General features: G+C 70.5%; 14 protein-coding genes and 1 pseudogene. 9 read left to right on the forward strand and 6 right to left on the reverse strand.

The window, feature by feature from the left end; translation table 11 throughout:
* Window positions 1-87 precede the first annotated feature (87 nt).
* From CIB93_RS27720 to CIB93_RS27735, 4 genes are all read left to right on the forward strand, one after another.
* Window positions 88-1065 (forward strand): ribose-phosphate diphosphokinase, encoded by a 978-nt coding sequence (locus tag CIB93_RS27720; protein WP_096630787.1) that lies wholly within the window; start codon window positions 88-90, stop codon window positions 1063-1065.
* Window positions 1066-1290: 225 nt separating this feature from the next.
* The gene (locus CIB93_RS27725; RefSeq protein WP_096630789.1) at window positions 1291-1881 is read left to right on the forward strand and encodes a 50S ribosomal protein L25/general stress protein Ctc; all 591 of its coding nucleotides are present in this window, start codon (window positions 1291-1293) and stop codon (window positions 1879-1881) included.
* Window positions 1882-1993: 112 nt separating this feature from the next.
* Window positions 1994-2587: an aminoacyl-tRNA hydrolase gene (gene pth / locus CIB93_RS27730; RefSeq protein WP_096630790.1), complete on the forward strand. Its 594-nt coding sequence runs from the start codon at window positions 1994-1996 to the stop codon at window positions 2585-2587.
* Between the two features lie 206 nt (window positions 2588-2793).
* A complete protein-coding gene (locus CIB93_RS27735) occupies window positions 2794-3264 on the forward strand; it encodes a hypothetical protein (protein ID WP_096630792.1) in 471 nt (156 codons plus the stop codon).
* Window positions 3265-3306: 42 nt separating this feature from the next.
* Here CIB93_RS27735 and ppc read toward each other — a convergent pair whose 3' ends face one another.
* A complete protein-coding gene (gene ppc / locus CIB93_RS27740; RefSeq protein WP_096630793.1) occupies window positions 3307-6036 on the reverse strand; it encodes a phosphoenolpyruvate carboxylase in 2730 nt (909 codons plus the stop codon).
* A 394-nt stretch (window positions 6037-6430) separates the two neighbouring features.
* Here ppc and CIB93_RS27745 point away from each other — a divergent pair, with 394 nt between their 5' ends.
* The 3 genes from CIB93_RS27745 to CIB93_RS27755 all read left to right on the forward strand — a co-directional run bounded on the left by CIB93_RS27745 (window position 6431) and on the right by CIB93_RS27755 (window position 8823).
* Window positions 6431-7414 (forward strand): fatty acid desaturase, encoded by a 984-nt coding sequence (locus CIB93_RS27745; protein WP_096630794.1) that lies wholly within the window; start codon window positions 6431-6433, stop codon window positions 7412-7414.
* Window positions 7411-8097: a TetR/AcrR family transcriptional regulator gene (locus tag CIB93_RS27750; RefSeq protein WP_096630806.1), complete on the forward strand. Its 687-nt coding sequence runs from the start codon at window positions 7411-7413 to the stop codon at window positions 8095-8097. Before CIB93_RS27745 ends, CIB93_RS27750 begins: the two co-directional genes overlap by 4 nt.
* 123 nt (window positions 8098-8220) lie before the next feature.
* Window positions 8221-8823 (forward strand): Uma2 family endonuclease, encoded by a 603-nt coding sequence (locus tag CIB93_RS27755; RefSeq protein WP_096630795.1) that lies wholly within the window; start codon window positions 8221-8223, stop codon window positions 8821-8823.
* A 69-nt stretch (window positions 8824-8892) separates the two neighbouring features.
* Here CIB93_RS27755 and CIB93_RS27760 read toward each other — a convergent pair whose 3' ends face one another.
* Window positions 8893-9702: a trans-aconitate 2-methyltransferase gene (locus tag CIB93_RS27760; protein ID WP_096630797.1), complete on the reverse strand. Its 810-nt coding sequence runs from the start codon at window positions 9700-9702 to the stop codon at window positions 8893-8895.
* Window positions 9703-9791: 89 nt separating this feature from the next.
* On the opposite strand from CIB93_RS27760, the gene CIB93_RS27765 reads away from it, so the two are divergent.
* Complete coding sequence (locus CIB93_RS27765; RefSeq protein WP_096630798.1) at window positions 9792-10289, forward strand: MarR family winged helix-turn-helix transcriptional regulator; 498 nt, start codon at window positions 9792-9794, stop codon at window positions 10287-10289.
* On the opposite strand, the gene CIB93_RS27770 is transcribed toward CIB93_RS27765, so the two are convergent.
* Entirely contained in the window at window positions 10245-11036 is a 792-nt protein-coding gene (locus CIB93_RS27770; protein WP_096630800.1) for a response regulator transcription factor, read from the reverse strand. The two genes, CIB93_RS27765 and CIB93_RS27770, sit on opposite strands and share 45 nt — an antisense overlap.
* Window positions 11037-11286: 250 nt before the next feature.
* Between CIB93_RS27770 and CIB93_RS27775 the strand changes: the two genes are divergently transcribed.
* Window positions 11287-11727, forward strand: a complete 441-nt coding sequence (locus tag CIB93_RS27775) for an N-acetyltransferase (RefSeq protein WP_096630801.1) — start codon at window positions 11287-11289, stop codon at window positions 11725-11727.
* Between the two features lie 18 nt (window positions 11728-11745).
* On the opposite strand, the gene galK is transcribed toward CIB93_RS27775, so the two are convergent.
* The 3 genes and pseudogenes from galK to CIB93_RS27790 form a co-directional block, all read right to left on the reverse strand.
* The gene (galK, locus tag CIB93_RS27780) at window positions 11746-12927 is read right to left on the reverse strand and encodes a galactokinase (protein WP_096630803.1); all 1182 of its coding nucleotides are present in this window, start codon (window positions 12925-12927) and stop codon (window positions 11746-11748) included.
* Entirely contained in the window at window positions 12924-13901 is a 978-nt protein-coding gene (gene galE / locus CIB93_RS27785) for a UDP-glucose 4-epimerase GalE (RefSeq protein WP_096630807.1), read from the reverse strand. The genes galK and galE overlap by 4 nt, the downstream gene beginning before the upstream one ends.
* A 14-nt stretch (window positions 13902-13915) precedes the next feature.
* Window positions 13916-14121, reverse strand: a pseudogene (locus CIB93_RS27790) (galactose-1-phosphate uridylyltransferase); the annotation flags it as partial.

Genomic DNA, 14121 nt, shown 5'->3' on the forward strand with positions numbered 1-14121 from the left:
TGATAGATGCTCACCCATTTCGGCTGGCTCGTTGCACATCGGGACCTATGCGTGCAGCGCCAGATACACGTCTGAGGAGACTGTGCTGTGACCGGGATCAAGACGACCGGCGAGAAGAAACTGATGCTCTTCTCCGGCCGCGCCCACCCCGAGCTTGCCGAGGAGGTCGCCCATAAGCTGGGAGTCGGTCTCGTGCCGACGAAGGCCTTCGACTTCGCCAACGGTGAGATCTACGTGCGCTTCCAGGAGTCGGCACGTGGCGCGGACTGCTTCCTGATCCAGAGCCACACGGCTCCGATCAACAAGTGGATCATGGAGCAGCTGATCATGCTGGACGCGCTGAAGCGCGCGTCGGCCCGCTCCATCACGGTGATCGTGCCGTTCTACGGGTATGCCCGTCAGGACAAGAAGCACAAGGGCCGTGAGCCGATCTCTGCCCGGCTGGTGGCGGACCTGATGAAGACGGCGGGTGCGGACCGGATTCTCACCGTCGATCTGCACACGGACCAGATCCAGGGCTTCTTCGACGGCCCGGTGGACCACCTGTTCGCGCTGCCGATCCTGGCGGACTACGTGGGCGCGAAGGTCGATCGTACGAAGCTGACGGTCGTGTCGCCGGACGCGGGCCGGGTGCGGGTCGCCGACCGCTGGTGCGACCGGCTGGACGCGCCGCTGGCGATCGTGCACAAGCGCCGTGACAAGGACGTGCCGAACCAGGTCTCGGTGCATGAGGTCGTGGGCAACGTCGAGGGCCGGGTGTGTGTGCTGGTCGACGACATGATCGACACGGGTGGCACGATCTGTGCCGCGGCGGACGCGCTGTTCGCGCACGGTGCGGAGGACGTCATCGTGACGGCGACGCACGGTGTGCTGTCGGGTCCGGCGGCTGACCGGTTGAAGAACTCGAAGGTGAGCGAGTTCGTGTTCACGGACACCCTGCCGACGCCGGGTGAGCTGGAGCTCGACAAGATCACGGTGCTGTCGATCGCCCCGACGATCGCGCGCGCGGTGCGTGAGGTGTTCGAGGACGGTTCGGTGACGAGCCTCTTCGAGGAGCAGGGCTGAGTTCGAGGGGTGGGGCCGAGCGCTCTGACGCCGGTCCGTTATTGATCCACTTTGGGTGCGGCCTCCCGGCCGGGTAGACTCACGGAGTTGCTCGGCGAGGGAGGCCGTACCTGTGTGTACGGCGGTCCGTTATCGACGCGCTCTTCGTAGCAGGCCTGTCGTGGGCCGGGTGACCGTTCGAGTTCCGTCGCCTGACGGCTCACCCACCTGACGAGGAGTGCAATCATGGCTGAGATCAAGCTCGCCACTGAGGTCCGTACCGAGTTCGGCAAGGGCGCTGCCCGCCGTATCCGTCGTGCCAACCAGGTTCCCGGTGTTGTCTACGGCCACGGTGCCGAGCCGGTCCACGTCACGCTGCCGGGTCACGACCTGCTGCTCGCGCTGCGTACGGCGAACGTGCTGATCGGTCTGGAGATCGACGGCAAGGACGCGCTGGTCATCCCGAAGGCTGTGCAGCGTCACCCCCTCAAGGGCACCATCGAGCACGTCGACCTGCTGACCGTGAAGCGCGGCGAGAAGGTCAACGTCGAGATCGCGGTGCACGCCGAGGGCGACCTGGCGCCGGGTGCCAACCTGCTTGAGTACGTGCTGAACACGCTGCTCGTCGAGGCCGAGGCCACCCACATCCCCGAGTCCGTGACGGTCTCCGTCGCGGGCCTGGACGCCGGTGACTCGATCCTCGCCAAGGACATCGCGCTGCCGAAGGGTTCCACGCTGGCCGGTGACGAGGACGCCGTCGTGCTCCAGGTCGTCGCCGCGCAGGCCGAGGAGCCGACCGCTGAGCAGGCCGCCGCGGCCGAGGGCGCGGAGGCCTGAGCCTCGCCGCTCCCGTTCCACCTGCTTGACTGACGGGGTGGTGGTTCCCTTCCGGGGGAGCCGCCGCCCCGTTTCCCTGTGATCCCCCGGCTTGTGAGGAGACCGAGCGCTGATGTCCGACGCCAACGACCCCTGGCTCATCGTGGGCCTGGGCAATCCGGGTCCCGACTATGCGGCGAACCGGCACAACGTCGGGTTCATGGTCGCCGATCTGCTCGCGGAGCGGATCGGCGGGAAGTTCAAGCGGGCGCAGAAGGCGCAGGCGCAGGTGGTGGAGGGGCGGATCGGTCCGCCGGGGCCGGCGAGCCGTCGGGTGATTCTGGTGAAGCCGATGTCGTACATGAATCTGTCGGGTGGGCCGGTTTCGGCGTTGCGGGATTTCTACAAGGTGCCGACGGATCATGTGGTGGCGGTCCATGACGAGCTGGATGTCGATTTCGGGATGCTGCGGCTGAAGCTGGGTGGCGGTGACAACGGGCACAACGGGCTGAAGTCGATGACGAAGGCGATGGGGCCGGATTATCACCGGGTGCGGTTCGGGATCGGGCGGCCGCCGGGGCGGATGCAGGTGGCGGATTTCGTGCTGAAGGATTTTGGTTCGGTGGAGCGCAAGGAGTTGGCGTTTCTGGTGGACCGGTCGGCGGATGCGGTGGAGTGTCTGTTGGCGGAGGGGCTGGAGCGGGCGCAGAGCGCGTACAACTCCTGAGCGTCGTCGTGTGCGGCGCTGTCGTCGTGTGCGGCGCTGTCGTCGTGTGCGGCGCTGTCGTCGTGCGGTGTTCTCCCGCCATGCGCGGCTCTGTCGTCGTGTGCTGCTCTCCCACCGTGCAGATCCCCTGACATTTCCCTCGCTGCTGGGGCATTTTTCGGTCATAGGTTGACCTGGGGACGACGCCTGGCCAAGGATCTGCCCCCATGGAACGGAGCTCTTCCCGGCGTGCGGCGCTCGTGGGCCGTCGGGTCGCCATGGGGCTGGTTGCCGTGGTGCTGCTGGTCGCGGGTGCGTGGTCGTCGTGGGACACCGCGCATCACATCGTTCTGGCCAAGGGCCGTGAGCACGGCACGGTGACGGTGACGGAGTGCGGTGAGCAACTGTGCGCCGGGCGGTACGAGCCGGATGCCACGTCGTCGGCGCGGGCGCGGGTGACGGTGGAGCGGTCGGTGGCGGCGGGTGAGGGGGATCGTTTCCCCGTGGTGGTGAGGCCCGGTTCCGATGCGGTGGTCCGCACGGGGGTGCCGGGCTTTCTGCATGCCTGGATGCCGTTGGGCGGGGCGATGGTGCTGGCGGGGTTCGTGATCGGCGGCGGGTTGCGGATGGCGCGTACGGCGTGGGGGGTCGCAACGGCGGGGGCGGCCCTGCTGGTGGCGACGTTCGTCGCGCTGTAGCAGGGCCGCCCCGGTCGGCCTGTCGTTCCCGTGCGGGTGGCGTCAGCCGGTGTTGCGCAGGCCCGCCGCGACGCCGTTGACGGTGAGCAGCAGGGCGCGGGCGAGGAGCGGGTCGGGCTCGTCGCCGCGCTCGGCGGCCTGCCGCTGGCGGTCGAGCAGGGAGACCTGGAGGTAGGAGATCGGGTCCAGGTAGGCGTCGCGGATGGAGAAGGTCTGCTGGAGCACCGGGTTGGTGTCGAGCAGCTTCTCACCGCCGGTGATGCGCAGGACTTCCTGCACGGTGAGGGCGTGCTCGGCCTCGATGGCGTCGAATACGTGCTTCAGCTCGTCGGGGACGAGCGTGTCGACGTAGTGCCGGGCGATGCGCAGGTCGGTCTTGGCGAGCGTCATCTCGACGTTGGAGAGGAAGTTCTGGAAGAAGTGCCACTGCTCGTGCATCTCGTCGAGGACGGTGTCGAGTCCGGCTTCGCGCAGGGCCTTGAGGCCGGAGCCGACGCCGTACCATCCGGGGACGATCTGGCGGGACTGGGTCCAGCCGAAGACCCAGGGGATGGCCCGCAGGCCGTCGAGCGAGACGCCGGAGCCGGGGCGGCGGGAGGGCCGCGAGCCCAGGTGCAGGTCGGCGAGCTGGTCCACCGGGGTGGAGGCGAGGAAGTACGCCGGGAGGTCGGGGTCCTGGACGAGCTTGCGGTAGGCGGCGTGGGCCGCGTCGGAGACGGTGTCCATGGCCGCGTCCCAGCGGGCGAGGGCCTCGTCGGACTGGCGGGGTGCCGTGTGCAGGGCGGAGGCCTGGAGGGTGGCCGCGACGGTCAGTTCCAGGTTCTCGCGGGCGAGGGCGGGGATGAGGTACTTGTCGGAGATGACCTCGCCCTGTTCGGTGACCTTGATCTCGCCTTCCAGCGTGCCCCAGGGCTGGGCGAGGATCGCGTCGTGGGAGGGGCCGCCGCCGCGGCCGACGGTGCCGCCGCGGCCGTGGAAGAGGCGCAGGCGTACGCCGTAGCGGTGGGCGACGTCGCGCAGGCGGCGCTGGGCGCGGTGGATTTCCCACTGGGAGGTGGTGATGCCGCCGAACTTGGAGGAGTCGCTGTAGCCGAGCATGACCTCCTGGACGTCGCCGCGCAGGGATACGAGGCGGCGGTAGGAGGGGTCGGCGAGCATTTCGTCGAGGATGACGTCGGCGGCGCGGAGCTCGTCGGTGGTTTCCAGGAGCGGGACGATGCCGATCTTGGCCCAGCCGGCGTGGAGGTCGACGAGTCCGGCTTCGCGGGCGAGGACGGCGGCGGCGAAGACGTCGTCGGCGCCCTGGCACATGGAGATGATGTAGGACTCGATGACTTCGGGGCCGAAGCGCTCGAAGGCTTCCTTGATGGTGTGGAAGACGCCGAGGGTCTTCTGGCCCGCCGCGTCGAGGGGGGCGGGGGTGGGGGTCAGCGGCCGGCGGGAGCGCAGCTCCTTGGCGAGGAGCTTCTGCCGGTAGTCGCGGGGCATGTCGGCGTAGCGCCAGGATTCCTCGCCGAGCCGGTCGAAGAGCTGGCCGAGGGCGTGGTGGTGGGCGTCGGCGTGTTCGCGGACGTCCATGGTGGCGAGTTGGAGGCCGAAGGCGGCCAGCGTGCGGATGGTGCGGTCCATGTGGCCGTCGGCGAAGAGGCCGCCGCGGTGTTCGCGCAGGGAGGTCTGGATGAGTTCCAGGTCGGCGAGGAGCTCGGCGGTGCCGAGGTAGTCGCAGCCGGGGCGGTGGGGGGTGCCCTTGGCGAGGCGCTCGCGGGTGTTGACGAGCTTCTGGCGGATGCAGGTGGCCTTGAGGCGGTAGGGCTCCTCGGCGTTCAGCCGCTTGTAGCGGGGGCTGATCTCGGGGAGGCGTTCCAGGTCGGCCTGGAGGGAGGTGAGGAGTTCCTCGGTGGCTCCGGCGTAGCGGATGGAGTTGGAGAGGAGGCCGCGGAGGTGGTCGATGAGTTCGAGTGCGTCGGTGATGCCGTGCTCGTGCTGGAGGATCAGGACGTCCCAGGTGACGGCGGGCGTCACGTTGGGGTTGCCGTCGCGGTCGCCGCCGATCCAGGTGCCGAAGGTGAGGGGGCGGGTGCCGGCGGGGAGTTCGACGCCGACGCGTTCGAGCTCGGCGGCGAGGTCTTCGAGGACGTCGCCGACGGCGTTGGCGTGGAGTTCGTCGAGGTAGTAGATGGCGTTGCGGGCCTCGTCGGCGGGCTCCGGGCGGACGACGCGGAGTTCGTCGGTCTGCCAGATGAGGTCGATGTTCTCGGCGAGGCGGAGGTCCAGGCGGCGTCGGTCGGCCTCGATGGCCGGGGTCTCCAGGAGGGCCGCGATGCGGCGGAGCTTGTTGAGGACGGAGCGACGGGCGGCCTCGGTGGGGTGTGCGGTGAAGACGGGCCGGACGTTGAGGTTCTTGACCGTCTCGCGCAGGTGCTCGGGGTCGGCGTCCTTGAGCCGGTCGGCGGTGCGGGCCAGCAGGCCGCCCTCGGCCGAGCGGCGGTCGCGCATCTCGTGGGCGCGGTGGACCTGCTCGGTGACGTTGGCGAGGTGGAAGTAGGTGGAGAAGGCGCGCACGAGTTGTGCGGCGGTCTCCAGGTCCGTGTCGCCGAGGAGTGCGGCCGCTGCTTCGCCGTCGGTGCGGGTCAGGGCGCGTACCCGTTCGACGAGGTCGAGGAGTTCCTGGCCCTCCTGGCGTACGAGGGTCTCGCCGAGCAGGTCGCCGAGGCGGCGGATGTCGGCGCGCAGGGCGGTGCTGGCGGCAGGGGTCTGGTCGGCACTGCTCACAGTGTGCGGCTCCTTGCAGTGAAATGAGGAGGTGCGTTCGCTTCGCCGTCGCCCACGTGGGTGGTGGTGGGGACGGGTGGGCGGGGTCCGGGGCCCGGCGGCTGGCAGCGGTGCTGTCGCCACGCCCCGACGAGCGGGTGCGGACCGCGCTGTCCGACCCTCCCAGGATAGGTGTCGTCGCAGACGGCGTGTCCGCTGCCCTGGTGGGCGGGGGCGAACGCCGTCGGCAGGGGTGCCCTACCCCGTGGAAGGCCTGGGGTACCGCCGGCGACGGACTGGACCGGGTTCTCGTGTTGTGGGGCCCGTCACTGCCATACTTACCAAGCCGTAGGTTACGGAACCGTAGCCACGGCGGTCCGTGTACTGCTTCCTCACCCTCCGGGGGACCTCCGTTATGCCGAGCACTCCCGATGTGATCGACGAGACCGATCCGTCACTTGCCGTTTCCGCCCTTCCGCCCGCCACGCTCGGTGGGGACAAGAAGGGGTCGATCGAGCAGTTCGCGCTGCTGGTGTTCATCGTGGTGCCGTTCCTGGCTCTGGTCGCGGCGGTGCCGATGTCGTGGGGGTGGGGGGTGAGCTGGCTGGACATCGGGCTGATGGTGGCGATGTATTTCATCGGCTGTCACGGCATCACGATCGGTTTCCACCGGTATTTCACGCATGGTGCGTTCAAGGCGAAGCGGCCGTTGCGGATCGTGCTGGCGGTGGCGGGTTCGCTGGCGGTGGAGGGGCCGTTGGTGCGGTGGGTGGCCGATCACCGCAAGCATCACCGGTTCTCGGACGCGGAGGGTGACCCGCATTCGCCGTGGCGGTTCGGGGAGACCCTGCCGGCTCTGTTGAAGGGGCTGTGGTGGGCGCACATCGCCTGGATGTTCGACGAGGAGCAGACTCCGCAGCAGAAGTACGCCCCCGATCTGATCAAGGACCCGGCGATCCGGGCCGTCTCGCGCCACTTCCTGACCTTCACGATCGTCTCGCTGGCGATTCCGCCGCTGGTCGGGGGGCTGGTGACGATGTCGTGGTGGGGTGCGGCGACGGCGTTCTTCTGGGGTTCGCTGGTACGGGTCGCGCTGCTGCACCACGTGACGTGGTCGATCAACTCGATCTGCCACGCGGTCGGCAAGCGCCCCTTCAGGTCTCGTGACCGGTCGGGGAACGTGTGGTGGCTGGCGGTGCTGTCGTGCGGCGAGTCCTGGCACAACCTGCACCACGCGGACCCGACGAGTGCCCGGCACGGGGTGATGCGGGGGCAGATCGACTCCAGCGCCCGGCTGATCCGCTGGTTCGAGAAGCTGGGCTGGGCGTACGACGTGCGGTGGCCGGACGCCGCACGTATCGACTCCCGGCGCAGGTCCGTACCGGCCGACGCGGCATGATTGACGACGTGGCGACCGACGGCAGCACGAGCAGCGCGAAGAGCAGGACTTCCTCCACCCGCCGGACCCGCCGGGTCCGGATGACCGGTAAGGAGCGCCGCGAACAGCTGCTGGACATCGGGCGCGCACTCTTCGCCGACAAGGGCTTCGAGGGCACGTCGGTGGAGGAGATCGCGGCGCGCGCCGGGGTGTCCAAGCCGGTGGTGTACGAGCACTTCGGCGGCAAGGAGGGCCTGTACGCCGTGGTGGTCGACCGCGAGATGCGGCAGCTGCTGGACATGGTGACGGGGGCGCTGACGGCGGGGCACCCCCGGGAGCTGCTGGAGCAGGCGGCGTTCGCGTTGCTGGACTACATCGAGTCGTACACGGACGGTTTCCGGATTCTGGTGCGGGATTCGCCGGTGGCGCAGTCGACGGGCACGTTCGCGTCGCTGATCAGTGATATCGCCACGCAGGTGGAGGACATCCTGGGGCTGGAGTTCAAGGCCCGGGGTTTTGATCCGAAGCTGGCCCCGCTGTACGCGCAGGCGCTGGTGGGGATGGTGGCGCTGACGGGCCAGTGGTGGCTGGACGTGCGCAAGCCGAAGAAGGCGGAGGTGGCCGCGCATCTGGTGAACCTGTGCTGGCACGGGCTGGAGAACCTGGAGGCGAAACCGCGGCTGATAGGGCACCGGAAGAGCTGACCGCGTTCCGGTGCGGGCTGGTCCCGTCGCTGTTTCGCGGCTCGTCACCCGTTGTGATGACGGCTGTGGATTTCCCGCCGTAGTGTGGTCGGCAGGGCAGAGGATTCGTCCATGGGAGGAACCATGACCGCCGAGCCGACCACCGCGCACAGCTCCCGCTGGCCGGTGCCCCCGCAGGACGGATACACCGTGGACGATCTGTTCACGCTGCCCGATCTCCCGCCGCACACAGAGCTGATCGACGGGAGCCTGGTTTTCGTGAGTCCGCAGCGAGACTTTCACACCACGATGATCGATCTGCTGGTGACGGGACTGCGCAGTACGGCACCGCCGGAGGTGAAGGTCCGCCGTGAGATGACCGTGGTGCTGGACCGGCGGAACGGGCCGGAGCCGGATGTCTCCGTCGTTCGGACCGAGGCCATCACCGGACTGGACGTGACCCGGTACCAGGCCGCCGACGTCCTCCTCGCCGTGGAGGTCGTCTCCCCCGACTCCGAGGCCCGCGACCGCGAGGCCAAGCCCCACAAGTACGCGACCGCCGGCATCCCGCACTTCTGGCTGGTGGAGATGACCGGCACCGACCAGCACCCCGTCGTGCGGGTCTACGAGCTGGACCCGGTGACGAAGGCGTACGCGCTGACCGGCATCCATCATGACCGGCTGAAGACGGGTGTGCCGTTCCCCGTGGACATCGACATCTCAGGGGACGCGCTCAAGGAGCTGTAGGGCCCTTCGGTTACGCGTCGGGCTCCAGGAGCTCCAGGCGGGCGGCGGCGGGACCGGCGGACACGGGCATCACTTCTCCTTGCGGGCGACGGCGAAGATGCGGCGGAACGGGAAGACCGTGCCGTACGGGCCCGGCGGGTACGCCTCGCGGAGCAGGTCGCGGTATTCGGTGACGAACGCGTCGCGGGCCTCGGGGTCGTCGGCCAGGGCGGTGAGGACGGGGCGCAGGGCGGTGCCCTTGACCCAGTCGAGGACCGCGTCGTCGCCGTGGAGGGTCTGGAGGTAGGTGGTCTCCCAGACGTCGGCCGTGCAGCCGAGGTCCCGCAGGCGGGTGAGGTAGTCGACGGGCTCCAGGGCGGCGGCGCTGCGGTCGCCGGTGCCGTGGAGGCGGGGGCGCCAGCGGTCGGACTCGCGGAGCTGGGCCAGGAGGGCGTGGCTGGGGGCGGCGAAGTTGCCGGGGAGCTGGAAGGCGAGGGTGCCGCCGGGGGTGAGGGCGTCCAGCCAGCGCGGGAAGAGATCGGCGTGGCCGGGAATCCACTGGAGGGCGGAGGTGGAGACGATCAGGCCGTACGTCTCGGTGGGCGTCCAGGTGGTGGCGTCGGCCTCGGCGAAGTCGAGCAGGGGCGGCCGGGCGTGGGCGGCGGCCTCGGCGAGCATCTGAGGGGAGTTGTCGTAGCCGGTGATGCGGGCGCTCGGCCAGCGGTCCGCGAGGAGCGCGGTGACGTTGCCCGCGCCGCAGCCGAGGTCGGCGATGCGGGGCGCGGGGTGGCCCGGGAGGTCACCGATCCGGGCCAGCAGGTCGTGGAAGGGGCGGGTGCGGTGGTCCGCGTGGCGCAGGTACTGCTGCGGATCCCAGGTGGGGCGGTCAGGTGTGGTCATGGGCATCAGGATCAGGCCGACAATCTCTTGATGTCAAGACACTTGAATTCAAGAGACTTCATGTCGACAGACCCTCTACACTGATCGACATGGAGGACGAGGTCGACCGACTGGTCGCTGCATGGCGCCGAGAGCGCCCCGACCTCGACGTGGAACCACTCGAGGTGCTCAGTCGCGTCTCCCGTCTGGCGCGCCACCTCGACCGGGCCCGACGCATAGCCTTCGCCGAGCACAACCTGGAGCCGTGGGAGTTCGACGTGCTCACCTCGCTGCGCCGGGCGGGACCCCCGTATCAGCTCTCCCCCGGGCAGCTCCTCACCCAGACGCTGGTCACCTCGGGCACGATGACCAACCGGATCGACCGCCTCACCAAGAAGAACCTCGTCGAGCGGCTCCCCGACCCGAGCGACCGCCGTGGCGTCCTCGTCCGGCTCACCGCCGAGGGGCGCGACAAGGCCGATCAGTCGCTGGCCGGGCTGCTCGACCAGGAGCGGGCGATCCTCGGTGAGCTCTCACGCCAGCAGCGCGGCGAACTGGCCGGGCTACTGCGCCAGTTGACCGCCCCGTTCGACAACATCCCCGGCTAGCCGGGGCGTTGCCGGATCGGCGGGGCCGACCCCCGCCCGGCGGGCCAGCGCGACCGCGGCCAGCGTCGAGTGCACCCCGAGCTTGCCCAGCACGTTCTGCATATGGGTGCGGACGGTGTGCGGGGACAGGAACAGCCGCTCGGCGACCGCCTTCCTCCCGAGCCCTGCCACCATGCAGCGCAGCACCTCGCGCTCCCGGGGCGTCAGCGACTCCACCAGCCGTTCGCTCTCGGTGCGGTGCTTACGGGCGGCGGTCAGCTCCCGCAGGACGCCGGTGAGCAGGGCGGGCGGCAGATGCGTCTCGTCGCGCAGCACCCCCCGTATCACCGCGAGCAGCCGTTGCAGCGAGCAGTCCTTGGCCACCCAGCCCGAGGCCCCGGCCTGGAGCGCCCGGGCGGCGCACCGCGGGTCGTCCTTCTCGGCGAGCACCACCGACCGTACGGCGGGGCACCCCGAACGGACCCCCGCCACCAGCGAGATGCCGTCGACGAGGCCCGGCTCGCCCTGCCGGGGCACGGGCACGGCGACGGCGGGCGCGCCGTCGGGCGTCAGGGCGCCCAGCTCGGCGTCGACCAGCATCACGTCGTACGCGCGTCCCTCGGCGGCCGCTCGCTCCAGCGCGCGCAGCGCGGCCGGGCCGTTGCCCGCCGCGGACACGTCCACGTCCGGTTCGGCGGCCAGGGCCGCCGCGAGCGACTCGGCGAAGATGCGGTGGTCGTCGACCACCAGAACCCGGATTCGAGCCACAGACACCCCCATCAGCGGGGGCGGACAGCTGCGGGTACGGCGTCCGGAACCTCCGGGCCGGCCCGCGCTGCCGACGGCCGCCGCCGTCACACCGCCTGCCTGCCCCGCCCCGGGCGCCGTACCCGACTCTCTCGCCCCCTGATCTCAGCACCGGCCCCCACCGGTGCTGGGATCAGCGTACGGGCGGGGGCCCCAGGGGGAGGGCGATTCGCGGAACTGGCCGTCCCCGGTGGGTCTTAGGGTGTGCTGCATGTTCCGTCTTGAGACAGAAGTAGACAAAGAACGTCGCATTCTGCTGAGCGGGCGTCTGCACGAGGACAACGTCGCGGCCTCGGCCGGCCTGCGCGCTCTGCTCAGCACCTCGGTCGAGCACGAAGTTCCGCTGGAGGTCTGGGCGTTGGACGAGCGCGGGGGTGTCGCGGGCGGGCTGACCGGCCGGACCTGGGCGTACTGGCTCCATGTCGACCTGCTCTGGGTCGACGCCCCGCACCGGGGTTCGGGCCTCGGTGCGCGGCTGCTCGCCGAGGCCGAGCGGACGGCCCGCACCGAGCGCGCCTGCACCCGATCCCGGCTGGAGACCTGGGACTTCCAGGCCCCGGACTTCTACCGGAAGCAGGGGTACGAGGAGATCGGCCGGGTCGAGGACTACCCGCCCGGCGTCACCGAGTTCATCCTCACCAAGCGTCTATGAGCACGGGAGCACCCCGGCTCATCGCAGGCGGCGCGCGCCCGCCGAGGGGACGGCGGCGAAGACGCCGGGGGCCGCGTGTCCGGCCGCCGCGAACGCCTTCGTGACGGCCTCGGCGACCGCACCGGCCGCCGCGGCCTCCACCAGGACGACCGCCGAGCCGCCGAAACCGCCACCGGTCATCCGCGCCCCGAGCGCCCCGGCCTCGCTCGCCGCCGCGACCACGAGGTCCAACTCCGGGCAGGAGACCCGCAGATCGTCACGGAGCGAGCGGTGGCCCTCGTTCAGGACCGGGCCCGCGGCGCGGACGTCGCCCGCGTCGAGCAGTGCGATGACCCGCTCGACGCGGTGGTTGTCGCCGACGACATGGCGCACGTATCGGATGACGGACTCGTCCGCCCCGGCACCGGCGAGGGTGGTGAGCGCCGCGTCGAGCGATGCGTACGGGAGGTCCCGCAGGGCGGGTATCCCGAGGAGCCGGGCGCCCTCCTCGCAGCCGGCCCGTCGCTCCGCGTACGCCCCGTCACCGAGGGCGTGCTTGACCCGGGTGTCGACGACCAGGAGCGTCAGGCCCTGGGCGGCCGGGTCGAAGGGGACCTGGCGCAGCGAGAGGTCCCGGGTGTCCAGGTGGAGAGCGTGGCCCTCGGTGCAGCAGGCGGACGCCATCTGGTCCATGATCCCGCAGGGCACACCCACGAAGTCGTTCTCCGCGCGGCGGCCGACGACGGCGAGTTCGGGCCCGCTGAGGCCGAGCTGGAACAGGTCGTTCAGGGCGAACGCGGTGACGGTCTCCAGGGCGGCGGAGGAGGAGAGCCCGGCACCGGCGGGGACGGTGGAGGTGAGGGCGATGTCCGCACCGGTGACCGGGTGGCCCGCCGCGCGCAGCGCCCAGGCGACGCCGGCGGGGTAGGCGGCCCAGCCGTGGCCGGAGTGCGGGGCCAGCTCCTCGACGCGCAGGGAGACGACGCCGCCGGGCACGTCGCCGGAGTGCAGCCGCAGGACGTCGTCGGTGCGGGCGGAGACGGCGGCGCGGGTGGCGTGCGGGAGGGCGAGCGGCAGGACGAAGCCGTCGTTGAAGTCGGTGTACTCGCCGATGAGGTTCACCCGTCCGGGTGCCGACCAAACGCCGTGGGGTTCGTCCCCGTACAGCTCGGTGAAGATGGCGGCGGGGTCGGGGCCGGTCTGCTGGACGGTCGCGGTCATGGGGCGGTGGGCTCCTCGCGGCGGGCGAACTCCCAGGCGTCGGCGACGATTCCGGCCAGGTCGGCGCGGGAGGGCTGCCAGCCGAGCCGCTCGACGGCGGTGGCGGCGGAGGCGACGAGGACGGCCGGGTCCCCGCCGCGGCGGGGGGCCGGGGTCTCGGGGATCGGGTGGCCGGTGACCTTGCGGACAGTCTCGATGACCTCGCGGACCGAGAAGCCGTTGCCGTTGCCGAGGTTGCAGATGAGGTGCTCGCCGGGGGCCGCCGCGTCCAGGGCGAGGAGGTGGGCCTCGGCGAGGTCGGCCACGTGGATGTAGTCGCGGACGCAGGTGCCGTCGGGGGTGGGGTAGTCGTCACCGTAGACGGAGATCGACTCGCGCCGCCCCAGGGCCACTTGGAGGACGAGCGGGATGAGGTGGGTCTCGGGCGTATGGCGTTCGCCGCAACTGCCGTACGCCCCGGCGACGTTGAAGTAGCGCAGGGAGACGGCGGCCAGTCCGTGGGCGGTGGCCTCGCCGCTGATCATGTGGTCGACGGCGAGCTTGGAGGCGCCGTAGGGACTGGTGGGGGCGGTGGGGTCGGTCTCGGTGATGGGGCTGGAGACCGGTTCGCCGTAGGTGGCGGCGGTGGAGGAGAAGACGAGGGTGCGCACGCCGTGTTCGCGCATCGCGGCGAGGAGGGCGGTGGTGCCGCCGACGTTGTTGACCCAGTACTTCTCCGGATCGACGACGGACTCGCCGACCTGGGAGTACGCGGCGAAGTGGAGGACGCCGTCGTAGGAGGGGTCCAGGTGGCGGGCGGCGTCCTGGATGCGGCCCTCGATGAACGCGGCCCCGGCCGGGACGCCCGCGCGGAAGCCGGTGGAGAGGTCGTCCAGGACGGTCACGGTGTGCCCGGCCTCCAACAGGTGCTGGGCGACGACGCTGCCGACGTATCCGGCGCCGCCGGTGACCAGGTACTTCTTCGGGTCGCTCACAGTCTGGGGGTTGCTCACTTGCTCGCTACCTCTCGCAGTCGCTGGGCCGCGGCTTCCGGCGGCACGTCGTTGATGAACACACTCATGCCGGATTCGGAACCCGCGAGGAACTTCAGCTTGCCGGAGGTGCGGCGAATGGTGAAAAGCTCCAGATGCAGGGCGAAGTCCTCCCGTCCGGGGACTCCGAACGGCGCCTGGTGCCAGGCGGAGACGTACGGGG

The organism is Streptomyces sp. WZ.A104, from assembly GCF_002382885.1.
GTDB lineage: Bacteria > Actinomycetota > Actinomycetes > Streptomycetales > Streptomycetaceae > Streptomyces.

Excerpts from the sequence above, each read along its gene's own strand:
- CIB93_RS27725 (WP_096630789.1), top strand. The coding sequence starts at position 1,291 with ATGGCTGAGATCAAGCTCGCCACTGAGGTCCGTACCGAGTTCGGCAAG.
- pth (WP_096630790.1), top strand. The coding sequence starts at position 1,994 with ATGTCCGACGCCAACGACCCCTGGCTCATCGTGGGCCTGGGCAATCCG.
- CIB93_RS27735 (WP_096630792.1), top strand. The coding sequence starts at position 2,794 with ATGGAACGGAGCTCTTCCCGGCGTGCGGCGCTCGTGGGCCGTCGGGTC.
- CIB93_RS27745 (WP_096630794.1), top strand. The coding sequence starts at position 6,431 with ATGCCGAGCACTCCCGATGTGATCGACGAGACCGATCCGTCACTTGCC.
- CIB93_RS27750 (WP_096630806.1), top strand. The coding sequence starts at position 7,411 with ATGATTGACGACGTGGCGACCGACGGCAGCACGAGCAGCGCGAAGAGC.
- CIB93_RS27755 (WP_096630795.1), top strand. The coding sequence starts at position 8,221 with ATGACCGCCGAGCCGACCACCGCGCACAGCTCCCGCTGGCCGGTGCCC.
- CIB93_RS27760 (WP_096630797.1), bottom strand. The coding sequence starts at position 9,702 with ATGACCACACCTGACCGCCCCACCTGGGATCCGCAGCAGTACCTGCGC.
- CIB93_RS27765 (WP_096630798.1), top strand. The coding sequence starts at position 9,792 with ATGGAGGACGAGGTCGACCGACTGGTCGCTGCATGGCGCCGAGAGCGC.
- CIB93_RS27775 (WP_096630801.1), top strand. The coding sequence starts at position 11,287 with ATGTTCCGTCTTGAGACAGAAGTAGACAAAGAACGTCGCATTCTGCTG.
- galK (WP_096630803.1), bottom strand. The coding sequence starts at position 12,927 with ATGACCGCGACCGTCCAGCAGACCGGCCCCGACCCCGCCGCCATCTTC.